Genomic DNA, 26676 nt, shown 5'->3' with positions numbered 1-26676 from the left:
GGCGGTCCTTAGCACCGGGCTGGGGATACGCCGTTTGACGGATAGATTTTTGTCAGATCGCGTTCGTCACGGACGCTGAAGGCTGCAGTGTAGTGCAGGCGCGGCCTGCCAAAGATCGCGCTGCTTATCAGCGGCTCATAATCATAGAAAATTTCAACAAACATGACCGCGTTATTGGCGGGGGCCGTGATGCGGTTTGTGGCGGGGCCCATGCCGGCAAAGGTCGTGCCGGTTTTACCCTCGTCCTCGATACCATAGCTGGATGCGACCCCAAGTGAGCCCAGACAGCGCTGCCAGGCGATCCACTGTCCGCCATCCTCATTTTGCTGAAGGCTCGATAGGATGACGCGTCCCTGGCCAACCACGTTGAACCGGCCCGCCTGTTTTTCTGCCGCCGCAAAACTGTCTGCAGCGTCGCTTTCGCGGAATTGCGTAAGGGACAGGGCGCTATCCTGACCGATGCGGCTGGCATTGTCTGCCATGCTGAGCGCTACCTGACTGGTGCGCATATGGGCCAGAGCCAGGTTGGCCGCTTCGAGACCGCCAAAGCCGACCACGATCAAAACCGGGAAGGCATAAGCGAATTCGATGTAGGCGACACCGGACTTGGCCTTCCATAGGCCGCAGGCGGCGCGACGAAGTCGTCCGGCAATTTTCATGTCTTGCACTCTACATTGGGGATCGCCTGGTTGCCGAATGGCTGGTTGCGGAGCACGGTCGTTGCTGAGGCGGTGTTGCTGGATGACCAGCCGATCAGCTTTCCAAGAGGTACGATCGGCGGGTAGGTTACGGTCATCGTGTAATTGACGATGTCGTCCGCGCCGCCCTGGCCGTCCTTGCCGCGATCCAGATCGAAAGCGCCGTTGCCGTTAATGTCTTCGTAGCATTCATTCTCGTCGCGGACGCCGTCGCCGTTCAGATCGTTGAAGGGCTCTGGCTTCCCGACATCCGCAAAATTGGAATAGGCTTTGCGAGAAGACTCGAATGTGGCGCCCGGTGCCATTTCGAGGATACGGTCCTTGACCCTCTGATCGATATTATTCACCTGGGACGCGCCATCCTCGAGCGTGGAGCTCCGGCCTGCATCGTTCATCGCGCCGTCGAGCACCGAACTGATGTAGGTCTGGTACCCCAATTCCAGCAGGCCCATCAGGGTCATCAGAAAGACTGGCGCCAGAATGGCGAATTCGATTGCCGTCGATCCCGAACGCGCACGGTGCAGGGAAGCAAGACGGCGCATCATTTGGCGAGCCTGAGTTCGGCGATCTTCGAAGCGATCTGCTTGAATTGATCCTTGAGTTGCTGATCGTTGGTCGCCTCAAAGGCGCGGCCGGAATCCGCGCATCGCCTCAACTCGCTCGTGAGACTTTGCGAATAAGCGACAACCCAGATGGATATGTTCTTTGCCTTGATGGCATCACAGACCGCGAGAAAGCGGGAGTTATGGCGCGCGGTCAGATCGTTCGTATTGCCGCCGCTGACGCGTTCGTCGAGCCGCTCCAGCCCGTACAGGCTGTAGACGCTCGAACTGGGCTGCATCTCGCCGTCCGTCATGAAAATGATATGGCGGCTTATTGGCTTGCCGTTGGGCGCAGCGGCGTTATCTGCCTGGAAAATTCCTGTTGGCGATATCAGCCGTGCGCCCCAGATCATTCCGGCGTCATGATATGTATTACCCGTTGCGCGGAAATTCGCGTTGCGGCTGACATAGGTTTCGATCTGGGACCGTGTCATTTCGGCCAGGCGAGACGCCTGTTTCGGACAACTGCCAGTCGGCTGATAATAGGTATTATTGCCGTTGCTGGATGATAGCGCGGTATCCGTGTTGCTGCGATTCCAGATGATGTCGGGCCAGGATGGGCGCCAGCGGGAAGCATCGTTGTCTGGAATCCGGTCGATATCCAGATCGATCGCGCCGCTGTCGATCGGATAAGAGAAACTGGCCTGCGCCAGCGTGCTCCGTTCTTCGATACAGCCGTTCCAAGAGGAACTTTCCATCGAGAAATTATTCCCGGTACGGGTCGAAACGGCATTGCCCAGCTTGAACTGGCTCGTGTCGAATTTGACCGGTGCATATTGCCAGACGTAATTCGGAGTCTTGGTTTCGGTAGTGGTCCGGCTTTGATATTGAACGACCGTACGTCGTTCGATGAGGCAGTTTCCGCGGTTGCCGCTCGTTGCCGTGTACGTGCGATTATATTCGGTATTGGTGACAGTGCGCGTCTGCGATGATGTGGTGGTGATGACGCCTTCGTCGCTCGTCGTCGTCTCGCCAGTTTCGCTTCCTGTATTACGCGTGCTGGACGTATCAGACGGTGCCGAGCAATCCCGGCTGCGGACATTGGTCGTGTAGCTGTGCTGCGTCCATGCCGACGTCTCGGTCGAGGTTGTTGCCCAGGTCCCGTTGGTCGTCGATGTCGTATAGGTTCCGTCGTGCTGGCGCTGGCGAGACTGATATTCGTTCTCGTCAACCAGATAGTCTGAGGGCAGCAGATAACCGACGTTGACGGTTGACGAATAGGGGACGAAACCAAAACGGAGCCGGGCTTCGTTGCTGACGGCGGTGTCGATCGTATCGTAGAAATCGACCACAGCCGTGCGCAGCGCTTTGATCTTGGCGTAGGTCACTTCGTTGTTGTTGCACGAACCTGATTGGCCCACGGCGCAATTCATCGAACCGGTGACGTCGAGCACGAACATGATGTCCGTATTCGCGATTTCCAGCTTTGCCTCGCATTCGACCGCGATATCTGCGGCGGGGGTATTGAAGAGTTGCATCAGCGTCATAGGAACGGTGACGCCGGCTGTTGCGCGTACCTGGCCATCGTTGGTGCCCACGGGCGAGAAGCTGAGGCTCGCCAAATCTGTGCCGAAAGATCCGCGCGGGAAATTGAAGAAGAACAGGCTGTTGGCCTGTTGCTTTGCCGCAGTGTCGGTATCGAAGCTGGCGGTTGTCATCGCGCGACGGCCAGCGAGGGCGCCAGCATCGCATGCCTGTTGGAGCCGTGTCTTGACCATGTAAGCGCGGCCGATATCGAAAGCGGAACCCACCATGCCGATGATCGGGATCATCGCAATGGCGGCGATAAACATCGCATTGCCCGAGGTGCTATGCGCAAGGGCCGAGAGACCCCGGCGGCGGGTGCGGATTGCATTTGCTTCGGATTTCATGCTCTGGCTTCCCCCACGACGCCTGCACAGGCCGATGCTGTCACGAGTATTAGTTTCGGCCATTAATAATCGGGCGTTCTGGTTAACATCTGGTTTGCAAATTGGAAGGATTTCGTGCGCGTAATGAGCTGGATTGATATCAACGATCCCGAAGTTCTGCTGGCTGCCACCTATGTGCCTGTATCGGCGCGTAAAGCCTGGGAGCTGTTGTTCGGGCTCGACTTGCATCTGGCCAATGTGGTGCGCACGACGACCGAGCCGATGATCGGGACAATGCGGCTGACCTGGTGGCGTGATGCGATCGAGGCGCTGGGGCAGGCGCGGGCGCCGGACGAGCCGTTGTTGCAGGCGCTGTCCGCCGCGCTTTCGCCGATGGGCCTGGATTTCGCGCGGCTGTCGGACATGGCGGAAGGCTGGGTCGTGCTGCTCGATCCCATGCCGCTAGCCGCCGAGGCGCTGGATGAGCATGCCCGGCTGCGCGGCGGCTCGCTGTTCGCCGCGCTGGCGGTGGTGACGGGGGCGCCCGAGGATCCGCGTTTTGCGCAGGCGGGTGAGGGCTGGGCGCTTGTCGATTTCGCCTTTCGCTGCAGCGATCGGGAGACCGCCGAAGCGGCCTTGGTAATCGCGCGCAAGAGGTTGGAGGGCACGCTGGCGATGCGCTGGCCAAAGCCGATGCGGGCGGTCGGCGCGCTCGCGCATATGGCGCTGCGCGATGCGCAGGCTGGGCTTGATGCCCCGCGTCGGATCGGATCGCCGGGCAGGGTGGTGCGGATGCTGCGTCATCGGCTGACCGGCCGTTGACGGCTTGATATCGAAAGCGAAACGATACAGCTTCTCCCGGCAATACGGGGGAGGGCGAAATGGGGCGTTTTCTGGCCGGGGTGGGATCCGCGCTGGCGCTGATGGCGGCAGGCTTTTTCTGGTGGCAGAGCCGCAGCGAGGCTGAACCGGTTTTGCCGGCCGCGCCGCTGGCACGCCATGCGGCGCTGAGCCCCGAGGCGCTGATTGCGCCCGAGCCACCGCGCGCGACCGACCGGACGCGCGAGCAAAAGCGGTTCGACCGTTACGACAAGGACCGCAACGACATTATTTCCGAAGAGGAATATCTGGCGAGCCGGCGCAAGGCCTTTGCCAAGCTGGACGTGAACGGCGACGGCCGGCTGAGCTTCGACGAATGGGCTGCCAAGACGCGCGAGAAATTTGGCAAGGCGGATACGGACCGATCACGAAGCCTGACGCGAGGCGAATTTCAGACGACGGCACCCGTTCGCAAGGCCGCGCCCAAGCGCATCGACTGCCCGCCGACGACGAAACCGCCGGCGGACAGCGATGACGAATGATCAGGCGGTGGGCAGCGTCTGTTCCCATTCGGCGAGCGCTTCGCGCGCGCGCGCCGTGTAGAGAAGCTTGCGATCTGCCTTTTTGGTCCGGCCCGGAATGGGCGGGAACAGACCGAAATTGACGTTCATCGGCTGATAGCTCTCTACCTCCGCCCCGCCGGTGATGTGGCCGAGAAGCGCGCCGAGTGCGGTGGTCGATGGGGGCAGGGGCATTTCGTGGCCGAGCAGTTCGGCCGCGGCGAAGCGCCCGGCAAGCAGGCCCACCGCCGAGGATTCGACATAGCCCTCACAGCCGGTGATCTGCCCGGCAAAGCGGATATTGGGGCGCGATTTCAGGCGCAGCTGCGGATCGAGCAGCTTGGGCGACTGGATGAAGGTGTTGCGGTGCATCCCGCCCAGCCGCGCGAATTCGGCATTTTCGAGGCCGGGGATCATGCGGAAGATGCGGACCTGCTCGGCATATTTCAGCTTGGTCTGGAAACCGACGATGTTCCAGAGCGTGCCGAACGCATTGTCCTGCCGCAGCTGGACGACGGCATAGGGCCAGCGCCCGGTGCGCGGATCGTCAAGCCCGACCGGCTTCATCGGTCCGAAGCGGAGCGTTTCGACGCCGCGTTCGGCCATCACCTCGATCGGCATGCAGCCTTCGAAATAGGGCGTGTCCTTTTCCCACTGCTTGAAGTCGCCCTTTTCGCCGTCGATCAGCGCCTGATGGAAGGCCAGATACTGATCCTTGTCCATCGGGCAGTTGATATAGTCCTTGCCTTCGCCCTTGTTCCAGCGCGACTGGAACCAGGCGGTATCCAGGTCGATGCTGTCGCGGTGGACGATGGGGGCGATGGCGTCGAAAAAGGCGAGCGAGTCCTCACCGGTTTCAGCCCCGATCGCGCTGGCCAGCCCTGATGCGGTGAGCGGGCCGGTGGCGATGATGGCGGGGCCGTCGGGCAGCGTATCGACACGTTCGCGGACGATTTCGATATTGGGGTGGCTGGCGAGCGCTTGGGTGACGCCTTCGGAAAAACCGTCACGATCGACGGCGAGGGCCGAGCCGGCGGGCACCTTATATTCATCGCCCTTGGCCATGATGAGCGAACCAAGCGCGCGCATTTCGGCGTGGAGCAGCCCCACGGCGTTGCGTTCGGCATCGTCCGAGCGGAAGCTGTTCGAACAGACGAGTTCTGCCAGATGATCGGTCTGGTGCGCGGGCGTCATTTCGCCGGTGCCGCGCATTTCCGAAAGACGTACCTTGATGCCCGCATTGGCAAGCTGCCAGGCAGCCTCCGAGCCAGCAAGTCCGCCGCCGATGATGTGGATCTGATGAGTGCTCAAAATCTGCCCTTAAATTCACGCGTCGATATTCAAGCGCGCCCTTTACGACAGAAGGCTGGCCAAAGGCTACTGCTGCGCTAAGCTGGCTGCCATGAAGATCTTCACGATCGGATATCAGGGCGCGACCCAGCCCGAATTGATCGCGGCGCTGAAGGCGGCGGGCGTCGAGCGCGTGATCGATGTCCGCGCGGTGCCGCTTTCGCGCAAGGCCGGGTTTTCAAAGAATATATTGGCGAATGGCCTGCGCGAGGCAGGGATCGATTACGTCCATCTGCGCGCGCTGGGCACCCCGCCGGAAGGGCGCTACGCCGCGCGCAAAAATGATCGCGCCGTGCTGGAGCGTGTTTATGCGCATCAGCTTGAACTGCCCGAGGCAATCGCCGAGGCCGCGATGATGCGCGACCTTGCGACCGAAAAGCCGAGCGCGCTGCTGTGCTTTGAGCGTGACCCGGCGATCTGCCACCGGACGCTGTTGTTGAAATCAGTTGCCAAGGACGCGCAAGTGATTGATCTTTTTGCCTGACAAAACAGCGTGTGGGGAAATCGGAGAACCGATCTCAAGCGTTTGCGCCGTTTTCTGTGCCATCAGAGTGATCATCGACGAGCCTGTCCATCGACCCGGAAAAACAAGGGTTGAGGCCAGGCAACGGGGGAGGGGCTTTTGAACCGCATGACGGCGGGGCTGGTGGGGATCAGCCTGTTTTTCGGCATTACATATCCAATGGTTTGGGGGCTGGCCTGGCCGGCCCTTGCGCTGACTCTGTGGAAGGGGGCGGGCGTCGGATTTCTGGCGCTCGCCGCGATGAATGCGGCGCGCGATACCGATGGGTTGCTGCTCGCAATCGTGCTGGCCTGCGGTGCGGTGGGCGATGTGCTGCTGGTCGAAAGCCTTGTGCGCGGCGCGATCGCCTTTGCGATCGGGCACGGCTTTGCGATCTGGCTTTATTTGCGCAATCAGCGGGCGGTGCTGACGACCAGTCAGAAGGCGCTCGCGATCCTCGTCGTGCCGCTATCGGCCTGGATCGCGTGGACGCTACCGACGGACCGCATGATGGCGGCCAGCGTCTCCGTCTATACCGTCACGGTGGCGGCGATGGCAGCGTGCGCGTGGATCAGTCGGTTTCCGCGCTATTGGACGGGGATTGGCGCGATGCTGTTTCTGGTCTCCGACCTTCTCATCTTCGCGCGGATGGGCGTACTTACCGGGGCGGGCTGGGTGAGCTTTGCGGTCTGGGCCTTTTATTATGGCGGGCAGTTTCTGATCTGCATGGGCGTGCTCCGTACGCTCAGAAAATAGGATGAAAATGAAATAGTTAAGGCCATGTTCACGCTTTCGTTGCATCACGGCAGCGGAAGGGGTGTTGGCTATGGTGGCGTTGAGGCAATCGATCCGGTTCAAGATATTCGCGATTGCGGCGGCGCTGCTGCTCGCGATGATCGGGACATCGATCTGGTCCGCCTTTTCCACCGCACGGGTGAACAAGCAGCTTGCGGCCTTTTCGGAAGGGCTGTTTCCGCTGGCGCTGACGCTTGGGAATTTGCGCGCCGAAATGATCAGCGAGCGCGAGCAATTGCACGACGATGGGCGGCGCGCCTGTTCCAAGGGGTTCGATGCGCGTGCCGAACAGAGCCAGAAGCTGATTACGCAGGCATTCCGGTACCGCGAGCAGGGAAGCGAACTGGCGCAGCTGGAACGCAACCGCCTGAAATTCGCGGAGCTTGGCCCCGCGCTGTCGCAGATCCGGACGATGCATGAGACGCTGGTCAAGGAGGTACACGCACTGTGCGCGGCGCCCGACGCGCAGACAGTGGCGGCGGAAATGCTGCTAGTGCGTACCCGTGTCGTCGAGCTTGAGGAAAGCCTGACCGTATTGAAGGACGATCTCGGGACGTTTGTCAGCGAGAGTTTTCATGTCGTCGAGCAAAACGAGCGGCACGCGCTGATCGCCAATCTCAGCCTTGTCGGCGTGGCGGCGCTGGTGGGGCTTTATCTTGCCTATGTCGTCTCACGCGGGCTGACGGTGCCGATCCACCGGCTGCGCGATGGGGCACTGGCCGTACAGTCCGGCCGGCTCGACAGCGAAGTGGCGGTGACGACGGTCGACGAGATCGGCGACGTGACGCGCGCCTTTAACGCGATGCTGGCCGATCTGCGTGCGAAAGAGGAAATCAAGGCGACGTTCGGTCAATATGTCGATCCGCGCATCGTATCGCGCCTGATCGAGGATGAGGCGTCGCGCTCCGTTTCGGGCGAAAAACAGCGGGTGACGGTGTTCTTTTCCGATCTCGCCGGCTTCACCCCGATTGCCGACCGGCTGACGCCGGGCGGGCTGGTGACGATGATGAATGCCTATTTCACCCAGATGTCGAACGCGATCCGCGAGCATCACGGGATCATCGACAAATATATCGGCGACGGCATCATGGCCTTTTGGGTGCCGCCGTTCGTTTCCCCCGAGACGCAGGCAATCGAGGCGTGCGGCGCGGCGCTGGCGCAGTTTGAGCGGCTGGCGCGGTTCGAACAGGAATTGCCCGAGCTGATGGGGCTGCGGCGCGACCTGCCGCCGATGAGCATCCGGATCGGGCTTTCGAGCGGGGACGCGATCGTCGGCAGCATCGGATCGGATGTGGCGCGCAGCTTTACCGTGATGGGCGATGTGGCCAATGCCGGATCGCGGCTGGAGGAGGCCAATCGTTTCTATGGCACGCGTATCCTGATCGATGAGCAGACGCGCCAGATGGCGAGCGACGCGATCGATGTGCGCTTTATCGACCGGGCGGTGTTGAAGGGTTTGAGCGAGGCCGGGGCGATCTATGAGCTGCGTGGGATGCGCGGTACGGAGACACAGCACGGCGTGGAACTGATCGGGCTGTATGAAGCGGCCTATGATGCCTATGCGCGCGGGGCCTGGGCGATCGCGCGCAAGGGCTTTGCGCAGTGCCTGGCGCTGTGCCCCGACGATGGCCCCGCCAAGGCGATGCTCGCGCGGACCGAGCAACTGGCCTCGACGCCGCCCACGGCGTGGGACGGCATTTGGCGCGCGATGACGAAATAGGAGCGATGCACGGCGTGCAGCCGCACGTGCACCGTTAAAGCGCTGGCAGGATGTGCCGGCGGTCTGCGCCGAGCATTATCGGCGCATGGGCGGTGACGTCTGAAAGCGTCAGAACGCCGTAGTAATGTGGGAAAGGCTGTCCGCCACGCGAGACTTCCCATTTCAGCGCATCGCCAAGCGGGGCGAGGGCGATCCGGGCCAGCACGAGATCATCCTGTCCGTCGAAATGCTTGCTCAGCGTTTCGGCGACCTGATCGGCGGTCGACATGTGGATATAGCCATCGGCGAGATCCACCGGCGCGCCTTCAAAGCGGCCGGTGGACTGGAACGTCGCCCATTGCTGGGCCGTCAGTATCTTGAGCGCGGTGGCTGCGCTCATGCCTCGCCGTCGGTGGATTCGCCGCCGTCAATGGTGTCGACGCCGTCTTCAGCGATGTCTTCGGCGTTTTCTTCCTCATCGCTTTCGTTGATCTTGGCGGCGGAGACGACATGTTCATTGTCGGCGACGTTGAACAGGCGGACGCCTGCGCTGCCGCGACCGATGACGCGCAGGGTGTTGAGACCCATGCGGATCATCTTGGCCTGATCGGTGACGAGCATAAGCTGTTCGGCCTGAACCGCAGGGAAGCTCGCGACGACAAGGCCGTTGCGCTTGATATTGTCGATATTGGTGATGCCCTGACCACCACGGCCGGTACGGCGATATTCATAGGCCGAGCTGAGCTTGCCATAGCCGTTGGCGCAGACCGTGAGGATGAACTGTTCGCGTTCCTGAAGTTCGGCGAAGCGTTCGGGCGCCATTTCGGGCGAACCTTCCTTCTCGGCCTTCCAGGGGGCGAAGCGCAGATAATCGTCGCGTTCCTCCTGATCCTTCATCCCGGCGCGGTGGAGGATAGAGAGCGAGATGACCTCGTCGCCATCAGCCAGCCGGATGCCGCGGACGCCGGTCGAGTTGCGGCTCTGGAATTCGCGAACATCGGTGCCAGGGAAGCGGATCGCCTTGCCCTGACGGGTGGCGAGCAGGACGTCGTCATTCTCATCGAGCAGGGCGACGCCGATCAGACGATCATCTTCGTCCTCACCCTCGAACTTCATCGCGATCTTGCCGTTCGAGGGGACGTTGGTGAACGCATCCATCGAGTTGCGGCGCACCGAGCCCTTGGCGGTGCCGAACATGACATGGAGCTTGCCCCATTCATTTTCGTCCTCGGGGAGCGGAAGCACGGTCGAGATCGTCTCGCCTGCAGCAAGCGGCAGCAGGTTGATGAGCGGACGGCCGCGCGTGGCGGGGCCGCCTTCGGGCAGGCGCCACACCTTCATGCGGTACACCTTGCCGTGGTTCGAGAAGAACAGCACCGGCGTGTGGGTGGACGTCACGAACAATTCGGTGACGACATCTTCGTCCTTGGTGGACATGCCGGCGCGGCCCTTGCCGCCGCGACGCTGCGCGCGGAAGCTGTCGAGCGTGGTGCGCTTGATGTAACCGCCCATGGTGACGGTGACGACCATTTCTTCGCGTTCGATCAGGTCTTCGTCATCGATGCCGTCTGCGGCTGGTGCGATCTTGGTCTTGCGCGGGGTGGCGAATTCGTCGCGCACGGCCTCGAGCTCTTCGCGCATCACCGCATAGAGCTTCACCCGGTCCGCGAGGATGGCGAGCAGCTCGGCGATGCTTGCGGCCAGACCTTCAAGCTCGTTGCCGATTTCATCGCGGCCAAGCGCGGTGAGGCGGTGGAGGCGCAGATCGAGTATCGCGCGGACCTGAATGTCGGAGAGCGTGTAGGTATCGCCCTCGACCTCGTGATCGACGGCTTCGACGAGGCGGATATAGGGTGCGATCTCGGCGATCGGCCATTCGCGGGCGAGCAAGCTGGCGCGCGCTTCGGCGGGGCTCGACGAACCACGGATGATGCGCACGACTTCGTCGAGATTGGTGACGGCGATGACGAGGCCGAGCAAGATGTGCGCGCGTTCGCGCGCCTTGCGCAGTTCGAATTTCGACCGCCGCGTAATCACTTCCTCGCGAAACTTCACGAAGGATTCGATGATGTCGCGCAGCGAAAGCGTTTCCGGACGGCCGCCACGAATGGCGAGCATATTGGCCGGGAAGCTCGACTGGGCCGGGGTGTGGCGCCAGAGCTGGTTGAGCACGACTTCGGGCGTCGCGTCGCGTTTCAGGTCGATCACGATGCGAACGCCGAGGCGGTTCGATTCGTCGCGAATGTCGCTGATGCCCTCGATCCGCTTGTCCTTGGCGGCTTCGGCGATCTTCTCGACGAGGCCGGACTTACCGGTCTGATAGGGGATCTCGGTGAGGACGATCGATCGGCGATCGCCGCGCCCTTCCTCGATATCATATTTCGAGCGGACGAGGATCGAGCCGCGACCGGTGTGATAGGCCGAGCGTGCACCCGCCTGGCCGAGGATCGTCGCGCCGGTCGGGAAATCGGGGCCCGGGATGATCTGGATCAGATCTTCGACGGTGATCGCCGGATTATCCATATAGGCAAGGCAGCCGGCGATGACTTCGCCCAGATTGTGCGGCGGGATATTGGTCGCCATGCCGACCGCGATGCCGCCGGCACCGTTGACCAGCAGGTTCGGGAAGCGCGCCGGCAGCACCTGCGGTTCGCTTTCCGAAGCGTCATAGTTCGGCTGGAAGTCGACGGTATCCTTGTCGAGATCTTCGAGCAGCGCGTTCGAAACCTTGGCGAGCCGCGCTTCGGTGTAACGCATGGCCGCCGGTTCATCTGGGTCCATCGAGCCGAAATTGCCCTGACCGTCGACGAGCATCACGCGCATCGACCAGTCCTGCGCCAGACGCGCAAGCGCCATGTAGATCGCGCTGTCGCCATGCGGGTGATATTTACCCATCACGTCGCCGACGATGCGGCTGCACTTACGATACGGTCGCCCGGCGACATAGCCCGCTTCGTGGCAGGCATAGAGAATACGGCGGTGCACCGGCTTCAGGCCGTCGCGCACATCGGGGAGGGCGCGGCTGACAATCACCGACATCGCATAGTCGAGATAGCTCGACTTCATCTCGTCGACGATGTTGATGGGGGTAATGTCCGAAGGATCGGCGAGCAGTGTCTCGTCGGTGCTCAAAGTGCTGCTTTCAGATAGTGAATCCGTTGATCGACTACCTCTAAAGCATGGGGGGCACCATTACCAGTCCCTCGCGCGCGTACGCGTGTGCGCGTGAAGGCGATTTCTGCGCCGATCAGGGGGTGATTTCGCTACCGTCCCACGACAGGAACTTGCCACTGTCCTTGACGCCGATCTCCTCAAGCAGATCGAGCAGTTGCAGCGCGCTGCGTTCGGCATCGGAACCGGCGCCCGGATCGACCGCGACGATGACCGCACGCTGCTTGTCGCGGGCGGCTTCCACCGCGAGCGTCTTTACGACCATGTTGAGCGCGGCCTTTGATGCGCGCAACGCATAAGCACCGCCCAGACGATTGTCGCCAATGCTGCCATCGCGCGCGGACAGCACGGCGAAGATCGGTGTGCCCGATGTGGCGAGCAGCGGCAGGAAATGCTTGGCGACCAGCGCCGGGCCGATGCTGTTCACCACGAACTGGCGCGTCATCAGATCGGCGTCGATGTCCTCCCGGCGCGCGTCGTCCGTCTCGTGTAGGCCGGTGGCAACGAGGATGAGTGTGGGGGCGGGGCCGGCCGCCACGCGCGCGGCGGCGGTGGCAATGCTCGCTTCATCAGTGAAATCGAGATGATCGGCCCCGCCGCGGCTGCGCGCGAACCCGTAGACACGCGCATGGCCGCCTTCGTCGATCAGCGCGGCCTCCAGCGCGGCGCCGATCGCGCCGGTTGCGCCGATGACGACGGCAGAACCACTCATCGGCGGACGAAGCGCCAGAGCTTGTCGTCGGACCCTTCGGGCTCGAAGGCGTAGCTATCGGTGTCGAAGCCCTTCAAGGCTTCGGGATCGGTCAGGCGGTGCTCGCAGATATAGCGTGCCATATAGCCGCGCGCGCGCTTGGCGGCGAAACTGTTGAAGCGCAGATTGCCATCGGAGCCGGTATCGCGGAAATCGATGGTGATGACGCGGATGTCGCTGCGCAGTTTGCCATCGACGGCCGCCCAATATTCCTTGCTGGCAAGGTTGATGATCGTGTCTGAACCTTCAGCATCAAGATCGGCCGCAGTCAGTTCGGCGATACGTGTGCCCCAATGGCCGTAAAGGTCGCCGCTTTCGGGCGCCCAGCGTGTGCCCATTTCAAGCCGGTATGGGCGGATTTCGTCGAGCGGGCGGAGCAGGCCGTACAAGCCAGAGAGCATGCGGACATGATCCTGCGCGAACAGGACGGCTTCTTCGGCGAGGCTCTTGGCCTCGAACCCGACATAGACGTCGCCGGCAAAGGCATAGATCGCGGCGCGCGTCGGTAAATTTTCGAAATTGCTGTAGCGTTCGGCGTTCAGCACGGCGAGATTTTCGGAAATATCCATGATCACCTGAAGCCGCGCTGCGCCAAGCTGGGCAGCGGCAGCGGCGAGTTGCATCGATTCGTCGTGAAAACGGGGCTCGGTCGTCGCGAATTCGGGGATTGCGGATTTATAGTCGAGCGATTTTGCAGGAGAAAGAAAGGCAAGCATGCAGGGCGGGTAGCCCAAGCGCCGCCGTTCAGTCAAAGCGCAAGCACGGTGGCTGCATGTTAAAGGCCTGTTCAGCCCGGGAACTCCATCTGAACAAGGCGGTTGTGAGGCTTGTGTGTCGTGTCTTGCACGATTAGGCAGACGGAAACGTGTGCGTGCGGCATGCGGGCTCGGTTGCAGCAGGAGATTATGTCGATGAAGTTGGTATCGAAAACGGCACTTGGACTGGCTCTGGCCGTCGGTTCCGTGACGATGATGGCGGCAGTGCCCGCCCAGGCGCAGAAGAAGGAAAAGCCGGCAAAGGCACCTTCGCTGAAGCTGAGCAAGGAATTCCGCGAAGCGATGGCTCCGGTCGACGCTGCGCTGAAGGCCGGCGATTTCGCAAAGGTGGTGAGCCTGACGGACCAGGTTGAAGCCACCGCCACGACGCCCGATGAAAAATACACGCTCAACCAGTACCGCCTGAACGCGGGCGACAAGCTGCAAGACAACAAGGTCCGCGCCAAGGCGCTCGACGGTATGCTGTCGAGCGGCCTCGTTCCCGCAGCAGAGGCTGGCAAGTTCCAGTTCTACCTCGCGAAATTCTCGATCGAGGCAAAGGACTATGCCAAGGCAGAAGCCGCGCTGAACGCAGCGGGCGCCGCTGGCTACACCTCGACCGACCTGTACCTGACGCAGGCGAGCCTTTATTCGTCGACCAATCGTTCGCCGCAGGCGCTCGCCGTGCTCGAAAAGGCCGTGCAGGGCGAAAAGGCCGCCGGCAAGCCGGTGCCCGAGGATTGGTACAAGTTCGGCATCGCCCAAGCCTATAAGTCGAACAGCGGCCCGGCATTTGCACGCTGGACCTCGATGCATGTGCAGGACTATCCGACGCCTGAAAACTGGCGTTCGGCGCTCGTCAATTATCGCGACACCCAGAAGCTGGGTTCGAAGATCGAACTCGACCTGTTCCGCCTGATGCGCGCCACCAGGGCGCTCGCTGGCGAAAAGGATCATTATGATTATGCATTCATCGCCAACCAGCAGGGCTTCCCGGGCGAAGCGGTCGCTGCCCTCGACCTGCTGAAGGCAAAGAGCGCGAATGTCAGCCCGGCAATCAACGAACTGCATCGTGAAGCCTCGGCCAAGGTTGCGGCCGACAAGTCGGGGCTTGCCGCTGAAGAAAAGCGTGCAAACGGCATGGCGAACGGCGTTCTTGCGGCCGGCACCGGCAACGCGCTGCTCGGTTACGGCGAATATGGTCGTGCTGCGGCGCTGTTCCGCACCGCACTCACCAAGGGCGGTGTCGACAATGATGAAGTGAATATGCGCCTCGGCATCGCGCTGGCGATGCAGGGCCAGAAGGAAGAAGCCAAGAAGCTGTTCGCGGGCATCAAGGGCCAGCGCGAAGGTCTGGCGCAGCTCTGGACGGCTTACTGCGACAAGGCCTGAGGCTGAACGAACAAGAAAAGGGGCGGTGGATCGATATGATCCGCCGCCCCTCTTTTTTGTTTCATTGCTACCTGCTCAGACGTCGAGCGGCACGCCGGGTTGATATTTCGAACGGCGGATTGTCAGCGAGGTCTTCACGCTCGAGACATTGGGCGCTGGGGTCAGTTTGGAGGTCAGGAAATCCTGAAAGCTCTGAAGGTCCTTGGCGACGATCTTGAGCAGGAAATCGATCTCGCCGTTGAGCATGTGGCATTCGCGGACTTCGGCCAGATGGGCGATGTGCTGCTCGAAGGCCTGCAGGTCGCCCTCGGCCTGGCTTTTGAGGCTGACCATCGCGAAAATGGTGATGCCATAGCCAAGCGCCGCCTGATCGAGACGGGCATTATAGCCCTGGATAACGCCGGCATCTTCAAGGCTGCGAACGCGGCGCAGGCAGGGCGGGGCGGTCAGCCCGATCTTCGCGGCGAGGTCCACATTCGTCATGCGCCCGTCGTCCTGAAGATGTGCCAGAATCTGTTTGTCGATATCGTCTATTGCCAAATGCGCCATTCCAGAGAACTTCCAAGCTGTAAACCTGCGTCGGCTTATAATTAAATTGCGGCGCATTGCAATTGTCCGTCAACCTTCTTGTGCCAGTATCGCGACTTCCTATCGGAAGGCGCTTTCGCTATTCCAAAGGCTGGTTTCGGGGGGATTTTGCGTGCGTTTCGACGATATGGCGGCCACGGTGATCGCGCGGGCTGACATCAGCAAGGATGCACGCGCCATTGCGTGGCAGCAACTGGTGGATCTCGCTGCGCAGCGACGGGCCAATTCGGATGAGTCGGGGCATGTTTATGCCGTGCTGCGATCGTGGCGCGGATCTGTCTCGCTGGAGCGCCGCCGGCGTACCGCCGAGTCGCTGATTGGGCGTCCAATCCCCACGGCATTGTTCGCATTTTTCGCCGAGGATGATCTGTCGGTTACCCAGGGGCTGGCGCGTGCGGTGCAGTTCGAGGGCGCCGAATGGCGCGCCTTGCTGCCTATGCTGCCGCCCCCCGTGCGTGCGCTGTTGCGTCACCGCGATGATTTTGATGAGGAGGCTCGCCGTGCGCTTGCGGTGTTCGGCGCGGCGGACCGCATCATTTCCGGGCCGGTTTCGCCGGGGCCGGAAATGGCTGCGATGGTCGACCCCGAACCGCATGTTGTACGTGCACCGCCGATTTCGGCCGAAACGATCGCGGCGGACATTGCGGCTGCCGACACTGATGAGGATTCGGGCACGCAGATCCGCGATCTGATGATGCGGATCGAGGCGTTTCGTCGAGATCGCCCGCCGCCAAAGCCGGTCATTCGCTCGCCATTTCCTGCGACGAAGAAAGCAGATACCCAAAGTATCGAACCGGATGCGATTGATATCGTGCCGGCGGGGGACGTGATGCTGAGCGAGACTGGTATGGAGATGCTTCCCGCTGCCGCCGCCGCTGCGGAGGAAATGCCTCTACGCGCCGAGCATTTCCGTTTCGAGACCGGTGCCGATGGGACGCTTATCTGGGTGGACGGCGCTCCGCGGGAACCGCTGGTCGGCATTTCGATTGCCGCGACGGCGGGCTCGCCTGAATACGGCGTCGATGGCTATGCGGTGGGCGCCTTTCGTCGCCGCGCGCCGTTTCGCGATGCACGGTTGACGGTGCCCGGAACGGGCGTGGCGACGGGCGAATGGCGGATTTCGGCGGTACCGTTTTTCGGACAGCAGGATGGTCGTTTTGCGGGCTATCGCGGGACGGCGCGCCGCCCACGGCTTGATGAAATAACCCGCACAAGTTCGGCGAACGGGCTCTATGGTTCGGTATTTCGCCCAGAATCCCTGCGGCAATTGGTGCATGAATTGCGCACCCCGCTCAACGCGATCCTGGGGTTTGCCGAGATGATCGACGGACAGATCCTTGGTCCCGCCGCGCGCGATTACCGCGCCCGGGCGCTCGAGATCGCCGACGAGGCGCGTCGTCTGCTTGTCGCGGTGGACGATCTCGACACCGCCGCGCGGGTGGACAGCAACGCGCTTCGGCTGGAGCATGCGCATGTCGATGGCGCGGCGGCGCTTCGCCGGATCTGTGACGATCTTGGCCCTTTGGCGCGCGAGCGCGGTGTGGAACTGCAGCTTTCTGCGCCGCTCGATATCGGCGCATTGTCGGTCGACCCGGTGGCGCTGGATCGCATCTATTCACGGCTCTTGTCGGCGCTGGTCGCGGTGTCGGGCGAAGGCGAGGCGCTGACGGTCGCGTTTGCGGGCGAGGGGGAGGTGGCGCGCCTGCGCGTCGACCGCCCCGAAGCGCTGCGCGCGCAGGACGAGCATGAACTGCTCGATCCCGCATATAGCCCCGATGGAGATTGGCCGGATGCGCCGTTGCTCGGCCTCGGCTTCGCGCTGCGGCTGGTCCGCAATCTCGCCGAAGCGGCGGGCGGCCAGTTCGTCATCCGCGCTGACCGGTTCGAACTGGTTCTACCGTTGGCACGCGAGGAAGGTGTGCTGCGCGACGAGGCCGTGCACGAAGGCGCATGACACGCACGAAAAACCTTGCGTCAGCCGGTGATTTGACCGCTTGCCATGCGCAACGTCCCTCCGCTATCGCGGGCGCAGACAGGTGGGGCCTGTAGCTCAATGGTTAGAGCTGGCCGCTCATAACGGCTAGGTTGCGGGTTCGAGTCCTGCCGGGCCCACCAACTCTTCCCTTCAATGCTTGAATGTCGCGGTGTACATCGCAGGATGTGATTGCTGGGCGACCGCCTTGGGGGGATGGATGAAATTTGCACCGGTTGCCGTAGTCTCTGCGGCTTTCCTGCTGGCGTCATGTCAGCCGCCGGCCATCGAATTCGAGGTGGCGCGTCATGGCGACCAATATGTGGCCACGCTCAGCCAGTCGGACGGCTTCTTCTGGAAGCGGAGCCCGCCGTGCATCGACCACATCGAATTGTACGAGGGCGGCGACGCGCATGTTCGAGGCAGGACAGTTTGGAAAGCACGCTATTTTTCAAGCCATGCCTCGTGTCGCCGCGTTGAACGGCTTGTGCTGGGAGAATTGCCGATAGGTTTCGCCGAAATCGTGCCCTTTGCGGCGCATTTGAAAGGGCCGCACGGTTTGTACGCCTCCGGTGCAGGGCAGGGGCGCGTGATCATCACATTCGACTGAATTTCTCGACATCGTTCGCTCGGCTGAGCGCCGGGTACATCACGATGCTTTTAGGAGAATGGCGCGCCCGAAAGGATTCGAACCTCTGACCCCCAGATTCGTAGTCTGGTGCTCTATCCAGCTGAGCTACGGGCGCGCGGTGTGGGGCGTCCTCTACGGGGGAAGGCGAGGGAGCGCAACCCCTGTTGTGATCATTTTATTGCAATTTTTCGCAGTTTTTCGCCGATTGCCCATTTCACTGGGTTTTGAGGCGATGTTCCGCCAGAGGCGAATGGATGGCTTGCCCATCCCCCCCTTGGCTGGGCACTATGTCGTCCTGATCCGATAGGAGTTTTTACCGTGATTGAGATGGTGATCGAACAGCGCCGGCGCAGCCTTGGCGGCGGACTGGAAGTCGGCCGGGTACTGCCGTTCGCAAAGCGCAGGATGGTTGGGCCGTTCGTGTTCTTCGACCATATGGGCCCGCTCGATCTTGCAGCCGGCGTGGACCGGGGCGTTGATGTCCGCCCGCATCCGCATATCGGTCTTTCGACCGTGACCTATTTGTTCGCGGGCGAGATGATGCACCGCGACAGCGTGGGTTCTGAACTGGCGGTGCGACCGCATGAAGTGAACTGGATGACGGCGGGGCGCGGCATCACGCACAGTGAGCGCTTTGAAAAGGCGCGGGCCGAAGGTGATCATTTGCACGGCATTCAGGCCTGGGTGGCGTTGCCCACCGAATTTGAGGAAACCGATCCGTCCTTTTCGCATCATGAAGGTGCAGACCTGCCGCAATGGGAGGCTGCGGGCGTTCGCGGACAGTTGATCGCGGGCAATGCTTATGGGCTGACTGCCGGGGTGAAGACGCACTCGCCGCTTTTCTATGCGCATCTTGATCTGGATGGCGGGGCGAAGGCGGAAATCCCGTCGGGCCATGCCGAACGCGCGCTGTATGTCGCGGCGGGCGAGATCGAGGTGGGAGGCATGCGCTATGCGACCGGGCAGATGCTGGTGCTGAGTGCGCAGGCATCGCATTTTACCGCAGTTCAGCCGTCGACGATCATGGTGCTGGGCGGTGAACCGCTGGGCCAGCGGTTCCTGTACTGGAACTTCGTCTCCTCTTCGAAGGATCGGCTTGAACAGGCGGCCGCAGACTGGCGCGCGGGGCGGATGAAACTGCCCGATGCGGACGACAAGGAATTCATTCCGCTTCCGGAAGATCCGGCGCCGTCCGCGCCGGCGATGTCTTGATCAGCGAAGGAGCCTATCTGATATGACACATATCCTTGGCCTTTCCGGAAGCCTCCGGCAGAATTCGTTCAACACCGGACTGTTGCGCGCTGCCGAAAAGCAAATGCCCGAAGGCACCACGATGGAAGTTCATACCATCGCAGGCATCCCGCTCTACAATGCCGATGAAGAGGCGGCGCACGGGCTGCCGCCTGCGGTGGTTGCGTTGAAAGATGCTATTGCGCGAGCAGACGGGCTTCTGCTCGCCACGCCCGAATATAATAACGGTATTCCGGGCGTATTCAAAAATGCGATCGACTGGATGTCTCGCCCCGCAGACGATATCGGCCGGGTGTTCGGCAATCGGCCGGTGGCGGTGATCGGCGCATCGCCCGGCGGTTTCGGCACGCTGCTGGCGCAGGATGCCTGGCTGAGCGTGTTGCGCACGCTCGGGACGCGGCCATGGTTTGAGGGACGACTGCTCGTATCGCGCGCGTCCGGGTTGTTCGATGCCGAGGGGCGGTTGTCGGACGAAGCCACGCGCGAGCGCATCGGCAAGTTTATGACGGGCTTTGCGGCGTTTGCGGGGCTGCAGGGATAATATGCCCGCTCGATCCGGCGTGGATTGCCTTCATACCTGCGATGCGGGAATGGTGAAGGTCATCCCGTCGGATTGGGCGGTGAGCATGACCTGACAGGTCAGGCGGCTGTTCTGACGCACATCGATGCAGCCGCCGAGCATTTCGCGTTCCTGCGCATCGGTGGCATGGAAGATCGGATCATTGGGTTGGGTGACATAGGCATGGCAGGTGGCGCAGGCCATGGCGCCGCCGCATTCGCCGATGATACCGGGGATAAGTGCGCGTGTGGCGCAGCGCATGGCGCTTTCACCGACCTCGCCCTCTGCCAGATGCGTATTGCCCGCAGCATCGATGAAACGGATATGCATGGTCTTTAGTCTCCGTGGGGAAGGACGATCAGTTCGGGCACGCCGCGCAGCACCGCGCTGACCGCCTCGATCTTTTGCCCGGGTTTGACCGACATGTTCGGGAAGCGTTCGAGGACAAGCTTCAACGCCGTCGAAAGCTCGCGCCGCGCAAGGTGCATGCCGAGGCAGAAATGGCTGCTGCGGCCGAAGGTCAGGATTTCGCGATTGTCGCGCGTGGGATCGAATTTGCGCGGATCGGCAAATATCGCCGGATCGCTGTTCGCGGCGCTGATGCCGAACAAGGTCCAGTCTCCCCTGGCAATCTTTACCCCACCAAGGGTGACATCCGCGCTGGCCATGCGGGGGAGAAGCGCGGTGGGCGGTTCCCAGCGCAGCGCTTCGGTCACGATCGCGTCGCGTTCCTTGTCGCCCTTGCGCGCCATTTCGCGCAATTCCGGCGTGGCCAGAACCTTGGCGAACAGGCTGCTGCCATTTTTGTACGCGGTGTCCGACCCGGCGGGGAAGAGCAGCGCGATAAAGGCGAGGATTCGATCGTCCGACAGGCGCTGCCCTTCAAATTCGGCGCTGGTGAGGCGTGAGAGGAAATCGCCCTGCGGATTGCGTCGACGTTCGTCGATGATCGCCTGCATATAGGCGTAGAACCCGTTCTTGGCCCTAAGCGCGCCTTCGGGATCCCACGGAAAATCGATGAGCTTGACCGCCCATTCGAGGAAACGCGCTTCGTCGTCGACCGGAATACCGAGCAGCCGGGTGATGATGAGGAAGGGATAGGGGCGGGCAAAGGCCGAGACGAATTCAACTTCGCGCTGCCCCGCGATCCGATCGAGCAGTTCATACGCAATTGGCTCGATCAGGCCTTCGACATAGCTGCGCACGCTGGCGGGCAGGAAGGGCGCGACTACCAGTGCCCGGCTGACCCGGTGTTCATCGCCGGTCATCGTCTGGAGCGTGCGCCCCATCGATGGGCCGGCGATCTGCTGATATCCCTCGGCGCCGTCGAAATGGACATAATCCTCGAACGCCTGTTTGAGCAGGGCATGATCGAGGATCAGCCAGGCGCGCGCGCCATGGTGCCTTACGGGGACTACGGGCCCATGCAGCCGCAGTTCGGCCAGCCGTTCGTGGAGGTCTGGTAAGGGATCATGGGCGAAATCGACATCCGGCATCAGCAGGGAGGTGGCATTCATGGCTTGGCTCTTCCGATCGCTGCGATATTCTCATGAAATAATCGGAGCTGATCGACGCGACTGTCCCCGTTTGCGGACAATCTGCGAGGGAGAGGGGCGATGGACACCGATATTATTGGCGCCATTTATGATTGTGTGGACGCACAACAGCCGTGGCAATCCATGGCGGGGCGGATACGCAGTCATTTCAACGCAACCGGTGCCTTATTCAAACTTTCCCCCGTGGCGGACGATGGGGATGGTGCGCGCTTCATATATGATGCGACGCCCGCGCTGTGCGAAAACTGGCCCGCCTATAACAACGTCTACCGCCATCTCGATCCAACCTGCCACCGCGCGATGCGGAGCGATACGGTTTATGATCTGCCGACATTGCTTTCGCCGGGGCAGGACCGTCGCCATTCGGAATATATGGCGTTTTGCCAGAGCATAGGCGCGGCGAATGCACTGTTCGCCTATCTCGGTGAAAATCGTGGCATGCGGATGTGGCTGTCGATCAGCCGCGACGAGAAACAGGGCGCATTCGATGACGACGAAATGCGCGGTCTGATCAACCTGATGCCCCACCTATACCGCACGGCGTCCATCCAACTGATGCGGGACACCGATCGGTGTGTTGCCCGCGCCTTTGCAGATGCCTTGGCTGATCTGGGCACGGCCAGCTTTGTCCTGGCGGCGGATGGACAAATATTGGGGAGCAACCGGCTGGCCGACGCGCTACTGATGGAAGGCGGCCCATGCTATGAATTCAAGGGTCGGCTGCATATCGGTGGGAAAGTGCAAAGGCGCTTTCGCGATATTCTGCGCAAGGGGTTGCAGGGCAATCTGCTGTTTGAAGAGGAAGTGGCGGGGCAGCCATTCTTCATTCTAGTTACGCCCCGGAGCGGCACGATGGACGGTATCGGCTGCGGCGCGGCCTATATGGTGCATGTCGAAAGCTCCACCTCGCTTCCAAAACTGGATATAGAAGCGCTGCGCCGTCGTTTCGGCCTGTCCTGGGCGGAGGCGCGGCTGACGCATTATCTGGCGCATGGCATGACACTTGCTGATGCGGCGGTGGAAATGGGTGTGACGGCTGCGACGATCCGCACCTATTGCAAACGCGCGCTGGGCAGGATGGGTTTGGCGCGGCAAGCCGATCTCGTTCGGGCCGTGCAATCCAACCTGCTCCGGTTGGATCATTAATGATCGCCGCGACCGCGGATTTTGATGTGGGTGATTAATGGTCGGGGAGACAGGATTCGAACCTGCGACCCTCTGCTCCCAAAGCAGATGCGCTACCAGGCTGCGCTACTCCCCGGACCTTGCAAAGGCCTTAGATTTCGCGCCTTTCGTCGTCAACCGAATAGATGACGGCGAACGGCTTCATGGCGCGGTGTTCGCGGACGCATTGGGGCGATTGGCCCACCACAGGCTGAACATGGCGAGCGCATAGAGCAGCTTGCCGTGGTCACGCATACCATGGCGGTGCTCGGTGAACAGCCGCTCCACGGCTTGCGGCGCCAGCCAGCCTGAGTGTGCCGCGCCGGAATCATGCCACAGGCTGCGCGCATAGGCGCCGAAGTCGCCAGCGAACCATTGGCTGAGCGGCATCTGGAATCCCTGTTTCTTGCGATCGAGGATGCCTTCGGAAAGCCAGGGTTCGACCGCCTTGCGCACGACATATTTGCCGGTGCCGCTGTGCAGCTTCATGTCGAGCGGCAATTGCATCGCCCAGTCCGCCATGCGGTGGCTGAGGAAGGGGACGCGCGCCTCGATCGAATGCGCCATGGTGGCGCGGTCGACCTTGGTGAGCATGGCGCCGGGAAGGTTGAGCGTCATGTCGGCGAACAGGAACTGTTCGAGCGGATCGCTTGAAATTGCCTCGGGATCGGGGAAATATTCCGCGCGCAGCCGTTCATATTCGTCGCGCTGGACGAAATCGCGAAGGCGTTCGCCGTACAGCATCTCGCGCAGGTCGGGCGATGTGATCTGCGTCTTGGCGAAGAAGCGCGAAAAGCCGTCGGGTAGTAGAGCCGAATTACGAAAGCGGCGGAGCCGCTGGCGCAGATGGTTGACGCTGCGCCAAGGCGTGGCGGGTAGCGCGTCGATCGCGGCGGCAAGCGGGCCTGCGGCGACCATCAGCCCGCGGCTGCGTGCCATGCGCGCCTCGTTCCGGTGGCGCTTATAGCCGGCAAAGAGTTCGTCGCCGCCATCGCCGGCGAGGACGACCTTCACATGCTCGGCCGCCATCTTGCTGACATACCAGGTTGGCACGGCAGCGGGATCGGCAAAGGGTTCGTCATAGCAGTGCTGGATTTGCGGCAGGATATCCTGCGCCGCGCGCAGATCGACCACGCGGCAGACATGATCGAGCCCGAGATGCTGCGCCACCTCGGCGGCGTAGGGGGTCTCGTCATAACGCGCGATGGGAAATCCGATGGTGAACGCCTTGATCGGGCGATCGGTGAGGCGCTTCATCGCGGCGGCGACTGCCGAGGAATCGACGCCGCCTGACAGGAATACCCCGACATCAACATCGGCAAGCATGTGCGATTCGACGGTTTCGAGCCAAAGCGCGCGGAATTCCTCGATCCAGTCCTGCTCGCTGCGCGCCTCGGCGACGCTGTAGCGCGGTTCCCAGAAGGCGCGAACCGCCGGTTCGCCCATGGGATCGAGCGTCAGCAGGTGTCCGGGGGCGAGCGTCGAGATGTCGCGGTAGATTGAACGGGGGCTGCGAATATGGCCGAAGCTGAAGAAATCATGCGCCGCGCGCGCGTCGACGTCGAAAGCAAGGCCCGGAATGGGGGCGAGCGCCTTGAGCTCGGAGGCGAAGGCTAGGCCGCCGGCATGGCGGGCGAGATAAAGCGGTTTGATGCCGAGCGGATCGCGCGCAAGCCGAAGGCGGCGCGTCTCACGATCCCATATGGCGACGGCGAACATACCTTCGAGCCGTGCCCAGGCGTCGTCCCCCCAATGCTGAAAGGCGACCAATATGGTCTCGGTATCGCTGCGGGTGCGGAAATTGCGCCCGGCTGCGGATAGCTCGCGGCGCAGGGTAAGGTGATTATAGATTTCGCCGTTGAAGACGATGATATAGCGGCGGCAATCGCTGATGATCGGTTGGTGCCCGCCCGCCAGATCGACAATGCTGAGCCGCCGCATGCCGAAGCCGAAATCGCCGTCGACGAAAACGCCGCTATCGTCCGGGCCACGATGGAAGATCGCGTCGCATTGCGCTGTAATCTGGCTTTCGTCGACCGTTCCCGATCGGCGGTACCAGCCCGCTATGCCGCACATCCGATAATCTCCCCGCTGCTGCCCAAGGCTCCAGAAGCGATAACATGGTCGGCCATGGAGCCGTTAGTTGGAGCGCCCCAAAAGCGCCGATGAGGGGCTGCGATACAACATTCAAAGTTTCTTAGTAGACAAAAGAAAACGGGCAATCCGTGAGGACTGCCCGTTTCTCATCACGTTGCTCCGCCCCGAAAGGCGGAAACGTAATTACTGCGCGTTGGTCGCGTTTTCGACAACGTTCGCAGCGTTTTCGACAACGTTTGCAGCGTTGTCAGCTACGTTCGCTGCGTCTGCAGCAACGTTTTCGGTGACGTTTTCAGCAGCTGCGTCAAGGTTTGCAGCAGCGTCTTCAACGTTCTCAACAGCGTTTTCGACTGCGTTTTCAGCCGGCTTTTCACCGTTGCAGGCGGCCAGGGACATCAGGCCGGCGGCAGCGAGAACGAACGTTACTTTCTTCATTCGATTTGCTCCCAAGCAAAAAAATTCGCGTACCGGCCCGTGTGCCGTTCGCGAGCCACCCAGATAGCGGGGATTCTGCGACGGTCAACGATAAATTCTTTGTTACGGCCGGTTGAAGGCAATATTCTCAGGGGCATTGGCCACGATCGAGAGCATCGCCGTCCATGCTGCGACGTTCTGTCGCAATGCCTCGGGATCCACCTTATCCAGCGTATCGTCGGCGGTATGGTGTAAATCGAAGTAGCGTGTGCCGTCCTGATCCAGGTCGATGGCGGACACGCCCGAACGGATCACCGGGCCGACATCCGCACCGCCCCCGGCAACGTCCTTTCCGTGCACGATTCCGAGCGGAAACAGCGCCTTTGCGAGTCGATCATTAATCCCAGCGGCCGAGTCGGGCAGTTTCGTCGAGAAGCGCCAGACCTTGTCCGCCCCGAAATCCGATTCCGCGGCGATGGCGTGATTCTCGTCCTTGTGGCGCTCGAAATAGGCCTTGCCGCCGAACACGCCGACTTCCTCGGCCCCGAACCAGACGACGCGGATGGTGCGGCGTGGCTGGCCGGCATCCATCACGCGCTTGGCAGCGGCGGCGGTGATCGCAACGCCGGTGGCATCGTCGATGGCGCCTGTGCCCAGATCCCAGCTGTCGAGATGGCCGCCGATCAGCACGATCCCGGCGTCGGGATCGCTTCCGGGTACTTCGGCCACGACATTGCCCGACTGGCGCACGCCGATGTTCCGGGGGGTGAGCGTTAGCTTCAGGCGCACATTGGGGCTGCGCTTGAGCATGCGTTCGAGATTGTCGGCATCGGGGTTGGACAAGGCAGCGGCCGGGATCGCCTTCACATCGGCGTCGAAATTTGTGTTGCCGGTATGGGGCGTGCGGTGGCTGTCGGTGCCGATCGAACGGATGATGATGGCGGCAGCACCTTTGCGCGCGGCGACATTGGGGCCGACAAAGCGCGCCTTGCCATAATAGCCATAGCCCGATCCGTCCTGCGTGGCCTTCATCGCATGGCTGACGAAGACGATCTTGCCCTTCACTGCAGCATCGGGCGCGGCCTGCAGATCTTCGAAGGTCGGGAAAAAGGCGATTTCGCCCTCAAGCCCGGTCTTCGCCGTAGCGCCGCTATTGCCGATCGCGGTGATGGTGAGGGGTTGAGGGAAGGGGGCGATGACCTCGGCCTTTTCTTCGCCGCGCACCCAGACGGGCATGTCGAAGGGCTCGATCCGGACATTTGCGAAGCCGAGTCCGGCGAGCTTCTTTACCGCCCAGTCGCGTGCCCGCGCTTCCGCTTCGGTGCCGGGCATGCGCTGGCCGATTTCGGTGGTGAGGCCCTCGGTGATGTCCCAGGCGACATCATCCTTCAGCGCGGCGTCGCGCAACTGGGCGGTCTGGTCCGGGGCGGCAAAGGCGATCGTCGGCAGTACGGCCGCGAGAAGGATGAGCTTTTTCATGCCCATGGTCTCTACTGTTGA

The 26676-nt window shown here is 61.9% G+C and carries 25 protein-coding genes and 3 tRNA genes; 12 read left to right on the top strand and 16 right to left on the bottom strand.

Annotated elements, in window-relative coordinates:
* Positions 1-8: 8 nt before the first annotated feature.
* From QYC26_RS01880 to QYC26_RS01870, 3 genes are read right to left on the bottom strand one after another with little or no spacing between them, the layout of a single operon-like run.
* Positions 9-659, bottom strand: a complete 651-nt coding sequence (locus QYC26_RS01880) for a TadE/TadG family type IV pilus assembly protein (RefSeq protein WP_317513712.1) — start codon at positions 657-659, stop codon at positions 9-11.
* Positions 656-1243 (bottom strand): pilus assembly protein, encoded by a 588-nt coding sequence (locus tag QYC26_RS01875; protein ID WP_317513711.1) that lies wholly within the window; start codon positions 1241-1243, stop codon positions 656-658. The genes QYC26_RS01880 and QYC26_RS01875 overlap by 4 nt, the downstream gene beginning before the upstream one ends.
* A complete protein-coding gene (locus QYC26_RS01870) occupies positions 1240-3171 on the bottom strand; it encodes a pilus assembly protein TadG-related protein (protein ID WP_317513710.1) in 1932 nt (643 codons plus the stop codon). Before QYC26_RS01870 ends, QYC26_RS01875 begins: the two co-directional genes overlap by 4 nt.
* A gap of 123 nt (positions 3172-3294) precedes the next feature.
* Between QYC26_RS01870 and QYC26_RS01865 the strand changes: the two genes are divergently transcribed.
* Positions 3295-3972 (top strand): squalene/phytoene synthase family protein, encoded by a 678-nt coding sequence (locus tag QYC26_RS01865; RefSeq protein WP_317513709.1) that lies wholly within the window; start codon positions 3295-3297, stop codon positions 3970-3972.
* A gap of 59 nt (positions 3973-4031) precedes the next feature.
* On the top strand, positions 4032-4511 hold the full coding sequence (locus tag QYC26_RS01860; protein WP_317513708.1) for an EF-hand domain-containing protein: 480 nt from the start codon (positions 4032-4034) through the stop codon (positions 4509-4511).
* Here QYC26_RS01860 and trmFO read toward each other — a convergent pair whose 3' ends face one another.
* The gene (gene trmFO / locus QYC26_RS01855; RefSeq protein WP_317513707.1) at positions 4512-5840 is read right to left on the bottom strand and encodes a methylenetetrahydrofolate--tRNA-(uracil(54)-C(5))-methyltransferase (FADH(2)-oxidizing) TrmFO; all 1329 of its coding nucleotides are present in this window, start codon (positions 5838-5840) and stop codon (positions 4512-4514) included. It lies immediately after the preceding gene.
* Positions 5841-5931: 91 nt separating this feature from the next.
* Here trmFO and QYC26_RS01850 point away from each other — a divergent pair, with 91 nt between their 5' ends.
* The 3 genes from QYC26_RS01850 (at position 5932) to QYC26_RS01840 (ending at position 8896) form a co-directional block, all read left to right on the top strand.
* Entirely contained in the window at positions 5932-6363 is a 432-nt protein-coding gene (locus tag QYC26_RS01850) for a DUF488 domain-containing protein (protein WP_317513706.1), read from the top strand.
* Positions 6364-6510: 147 nt separating this feature from the next.
* On the top strand, positions 6511-7137 hold the full coding sequence (locus QYC26_RS01845; protein WP_317514975.1) for a lysoplasmalogenase: 627 nt from the start codon (positions 6511-6513) through the stop codon (positions 7135-7137).
* Between the two features lie 70 nt (positions 7138-7207).
* Positions 7208-8896, top strand: coding sequence for an adenylate/guanylate cyclase domain-containing protein (locus QYC26_RS01840; protein WP_317513705.1), 1689 nt, complete (start codon positions 7208-7210; stop codon positions 8894-8896).
* Positions 8897-8930: 34 nt separating this feature from the next.
* Here the strand turns inward: QYC26_RS01840 and QYC26_RS01835 are convergent, their stop codons facing one another.
* From QYC26_RS01835 to yaaA, 4 genes are all read right to left on the bottom strand, one after another.
* Positions 8931-9275, bottom strand: a complete 345-nt coding sequence (locus QYC26_RS01835) for a DUF952 domain-containing protein (protein WP_317513704.1) — start codon at positions 9273-9275, stop codon at positions 8931-8933.
* Positions 9272-11941, bottom strand: coding sequence for a DNA gyrase subunit A (gene gyrA / locus QYC26_RS01830; RefSeq protein ID WP_411197640.1), 2670 nt, complete (start codon positions 11939-11941; stop codon positions 9272-9274). Before gyrA ends, QYC26_RS01835 begins: the two co-directional genes overlap by 4 nt.
* A 181-nt stretch (positions 11942-12122) precedes the next feature.
* The gene (locus QYC26_RS01825) at positions 12123-12758 is read right to left on the bottom strand and encodes an SDR family oxidoreductase (protein WP_317513702.1); all 636 of its coding nucleotides are present in this window, start codon (positions 12756-12758) and stop codon (positions 12123-12125) included.
* Complete coding sequence (yaaA, locus tag QYC26_RS01820) at positions 12755-13513, bottom strand: peroxide stress protein YaaA (RefSeq protein ID WP_317513701.1); 759 nt, start codon at positions 13511-13513, stop codon at positions 12755-12757. Before yaaA ends, QYC26_RS01825 begins: the two co-directional genes overlap by 4 nt.
* Before the next feature lie 195 nt (positions 13514-13708).
* On the opposite strand from yaaA, the gene QYC26_RS01815 reads away from it, so the two are divergent.
* Positions 13709-14944 carry a hypothetical protein gene (locus QYC26_RS01815; RefSeq protein WP_317513700.1) on the top strand — a complete coding sequence of 412 codons (1236 nt, stop codon included), beginning with the start codon at positions 13709-13711 and terminating at the stop codon, positions 14942-14944.
* Between the two features lie 75 nt (positions 14945-15019).
* Here the strand turns inward: QYC26_RS01815 and QYC26_RS01810 are convergent, their stop codons facing one another.
* On the bottom strand, positions 15020-15493 hold the full coding sequence (locus QYC26_RS01810; RefSeq protein WP_317513699.1) for an Lrp/AsnC family transcriptional regulator: 474 nt from the start codon (positions 15491-15493) through the stop codon (positions 15020-15022).
* 151 nt (positions 15494-15644) lie between these two features.
* Here QYC26_RS01810 and QYC26_RS01805 point away from each other — a divergent pair, with 151 nt between their 5' ends.
* The 3 genes from QYC26_RS01805 to QYC26_RS01795 all read left to right on the top strand — a co-directional run bounded on the left by QYC26_RS01805 (position 15645) and on the right by QYC26_RS01795 (position 18114).
* Positions 15645-17486 carry a HAMP domain-containing sensor histidine kinase gene (locus QYC26_RS01805; RefSeq protein ID WP_317513698.1) on the top strand — a complete coding sequence of 614 codons (1842 nt, stop codon included), beginning with the start codon at positions 15645-15647 and terminating at the stop codon, positions 17484-17486.
* Between the two features lie 85 nt (positions 17487-17571).
* Positions 17572-17647, top strand: a tRNA-Ile gene (locus tag QYC26_RS01800).
* 77 nt (positions 17648-17724) lie between these two features.
* A complete protein-coding gene (locus QYC26_RS01795; RefSeq protein WP_317513697.1) occupies positions 17725-18114 on the top strand; it encodes a hypothetical protein in 390 nt (129 codons plus the stop codon).
* A 59-nt stretch (positions 18115-18173) separates the two neighbouring features.
* Here the strand turns inward: QYC26_RS01795 and QYC26_RS01790 are convergent.
* Positions 18174-18250 (bottom strand) — tRNA-Arg (locus tag QYC26_RS01790).
* Positions 18251-18453: 203 nt separating this feature from the next.
* Here QYC26_RS01790 and QYC26_RS01785 point away from each other — a divergent pair.
* Positions 18454-19347 carry a pirin family protein gene (locus QYC26_RS01785; protein WP_317513696.1) on the top strand — a complete coding sequence of 298 codons (894 nt, stop codon included), beginning with the start codon at positions 18454-18456 and terminating at the stop codon, positions 19345-19347.
* Positions 19348-19369: 22 nt separating this feature from the next.
* On the top strand, positions 19370-19927 hold the full coding sequence (locus QYC26_RS01780) for an NADPH-dependent FMN reductase (protein WP_317513695.1): 558 nt from the start codon (positions 19370-19372) through the stop codon (positions 19925-19927).
* Between the two features lie 30 nt (positions 19928-19957).
* On the opposite strand, the gene QYC26_RS01775 is transcribed toward QYC26_RS01780, so the two are convergent.
* Positions 19958-20275, bottom strand: coding sequence for a 2Fe-2S iron-sulfur cluster-binding protein (locus tag QYC26_RS01775; RefSeq protein WP_317513694.1), 318 nt, complete (start codon positions 20273-20275; stop codon positions 19958-19960).
* Between the two features lie 5 nt (positions 20276-20280).
* Positions 20281-21462 carry a cytochrome P450 gene (locus QYC26_RS01770; protein ID WP_317513693.1) on the bottom strand — a complete coding sequence of 394 codons (1182 nt, stop codon included), beginning with the start codon at positions 21460-21462 and terminating at the stop codon, positions 20281-20283.
* A 99-nt stretch (positions 21463-21561) separates the two neighbouring features.
* Here QYC26_RS01770 and QYC26_RS01765 point away from each other — a divergent pair, with 99 nt between their 5' ends.
* A complete protein-coding gene (locus tag QYC26_RS01765) occupies positions 21562-22647 on the top strand; it encodes a hypothetical protein (protein WP_317513692.1) in 1086 nt (361 codons plus the stop codon).
* Positions 22648-22685: 38 nt separating this feature from the next.
* Here the strand turns inward: QYC26_RS01765 and QYC26_RS01760 are convergent.
* From QYC26_RS01760 to QYC26_RS01745, 4 genes are all read right to left on the bottom strand, one after another.
* A tRNA-Pro gene (locus QYC26_RS01760) sits at positions 22686-22762 on the bottom strand.
* 65 nt (positions 22763-22827) lie between these two features.
* Positions 22828-24741 (bottom strand): asparagine synthase (glutamine-hydrolyzing), encoded by a 1914-nt coding sequence (gene asnB / locus QYC26_RS01755; RefSeq protein ID WP_317513691.1) that lies wholly within the window; start codon positions 24739-24741, stop codon positions 22828-22830.
* Positions 24742-24945: 204 nt separating this feature from the next.
* On the bottom strand, positions 24946-25197 hold the full coding sequence (locus QYC26_RS01750) for a hypothetical protein (protein ID WP_317513690.1): 252 nt from the start codon (positions 25195-25197) through the stop codon (positions 24946-24948).
* A gap of 102 nt (positions 25198-25299) precedes the next feature.
* Complete coding sequence (locus tag QYC26_RS01745) at positions 25300-26655, bottom strand: M20/M25/M40 family metallo-hydrolase (protein WP_317513689.1); 1356 nt, start codon at positions 26653-26655, stop codon at positions 25300-25302.
* Positions 26656-26676: the final 21 nt, after the last annotated feature.

The sequence above is a fragment of the Sphingomonas sp. C3-2 genome (genome assembly GCF_033025475.1).
Classification (GTDB): domain Bacteria; phylum Pseudomonadota; class Alphaproteobacteria; order Sphingomonadales; family Sphingomonadaceae; genus Sphingobium_A.
The sequence above is the reverse complement of the archived record's forward strand: the minus strand, read 5'-3'. Positions and strand labels throughout refer to the sequence as shown.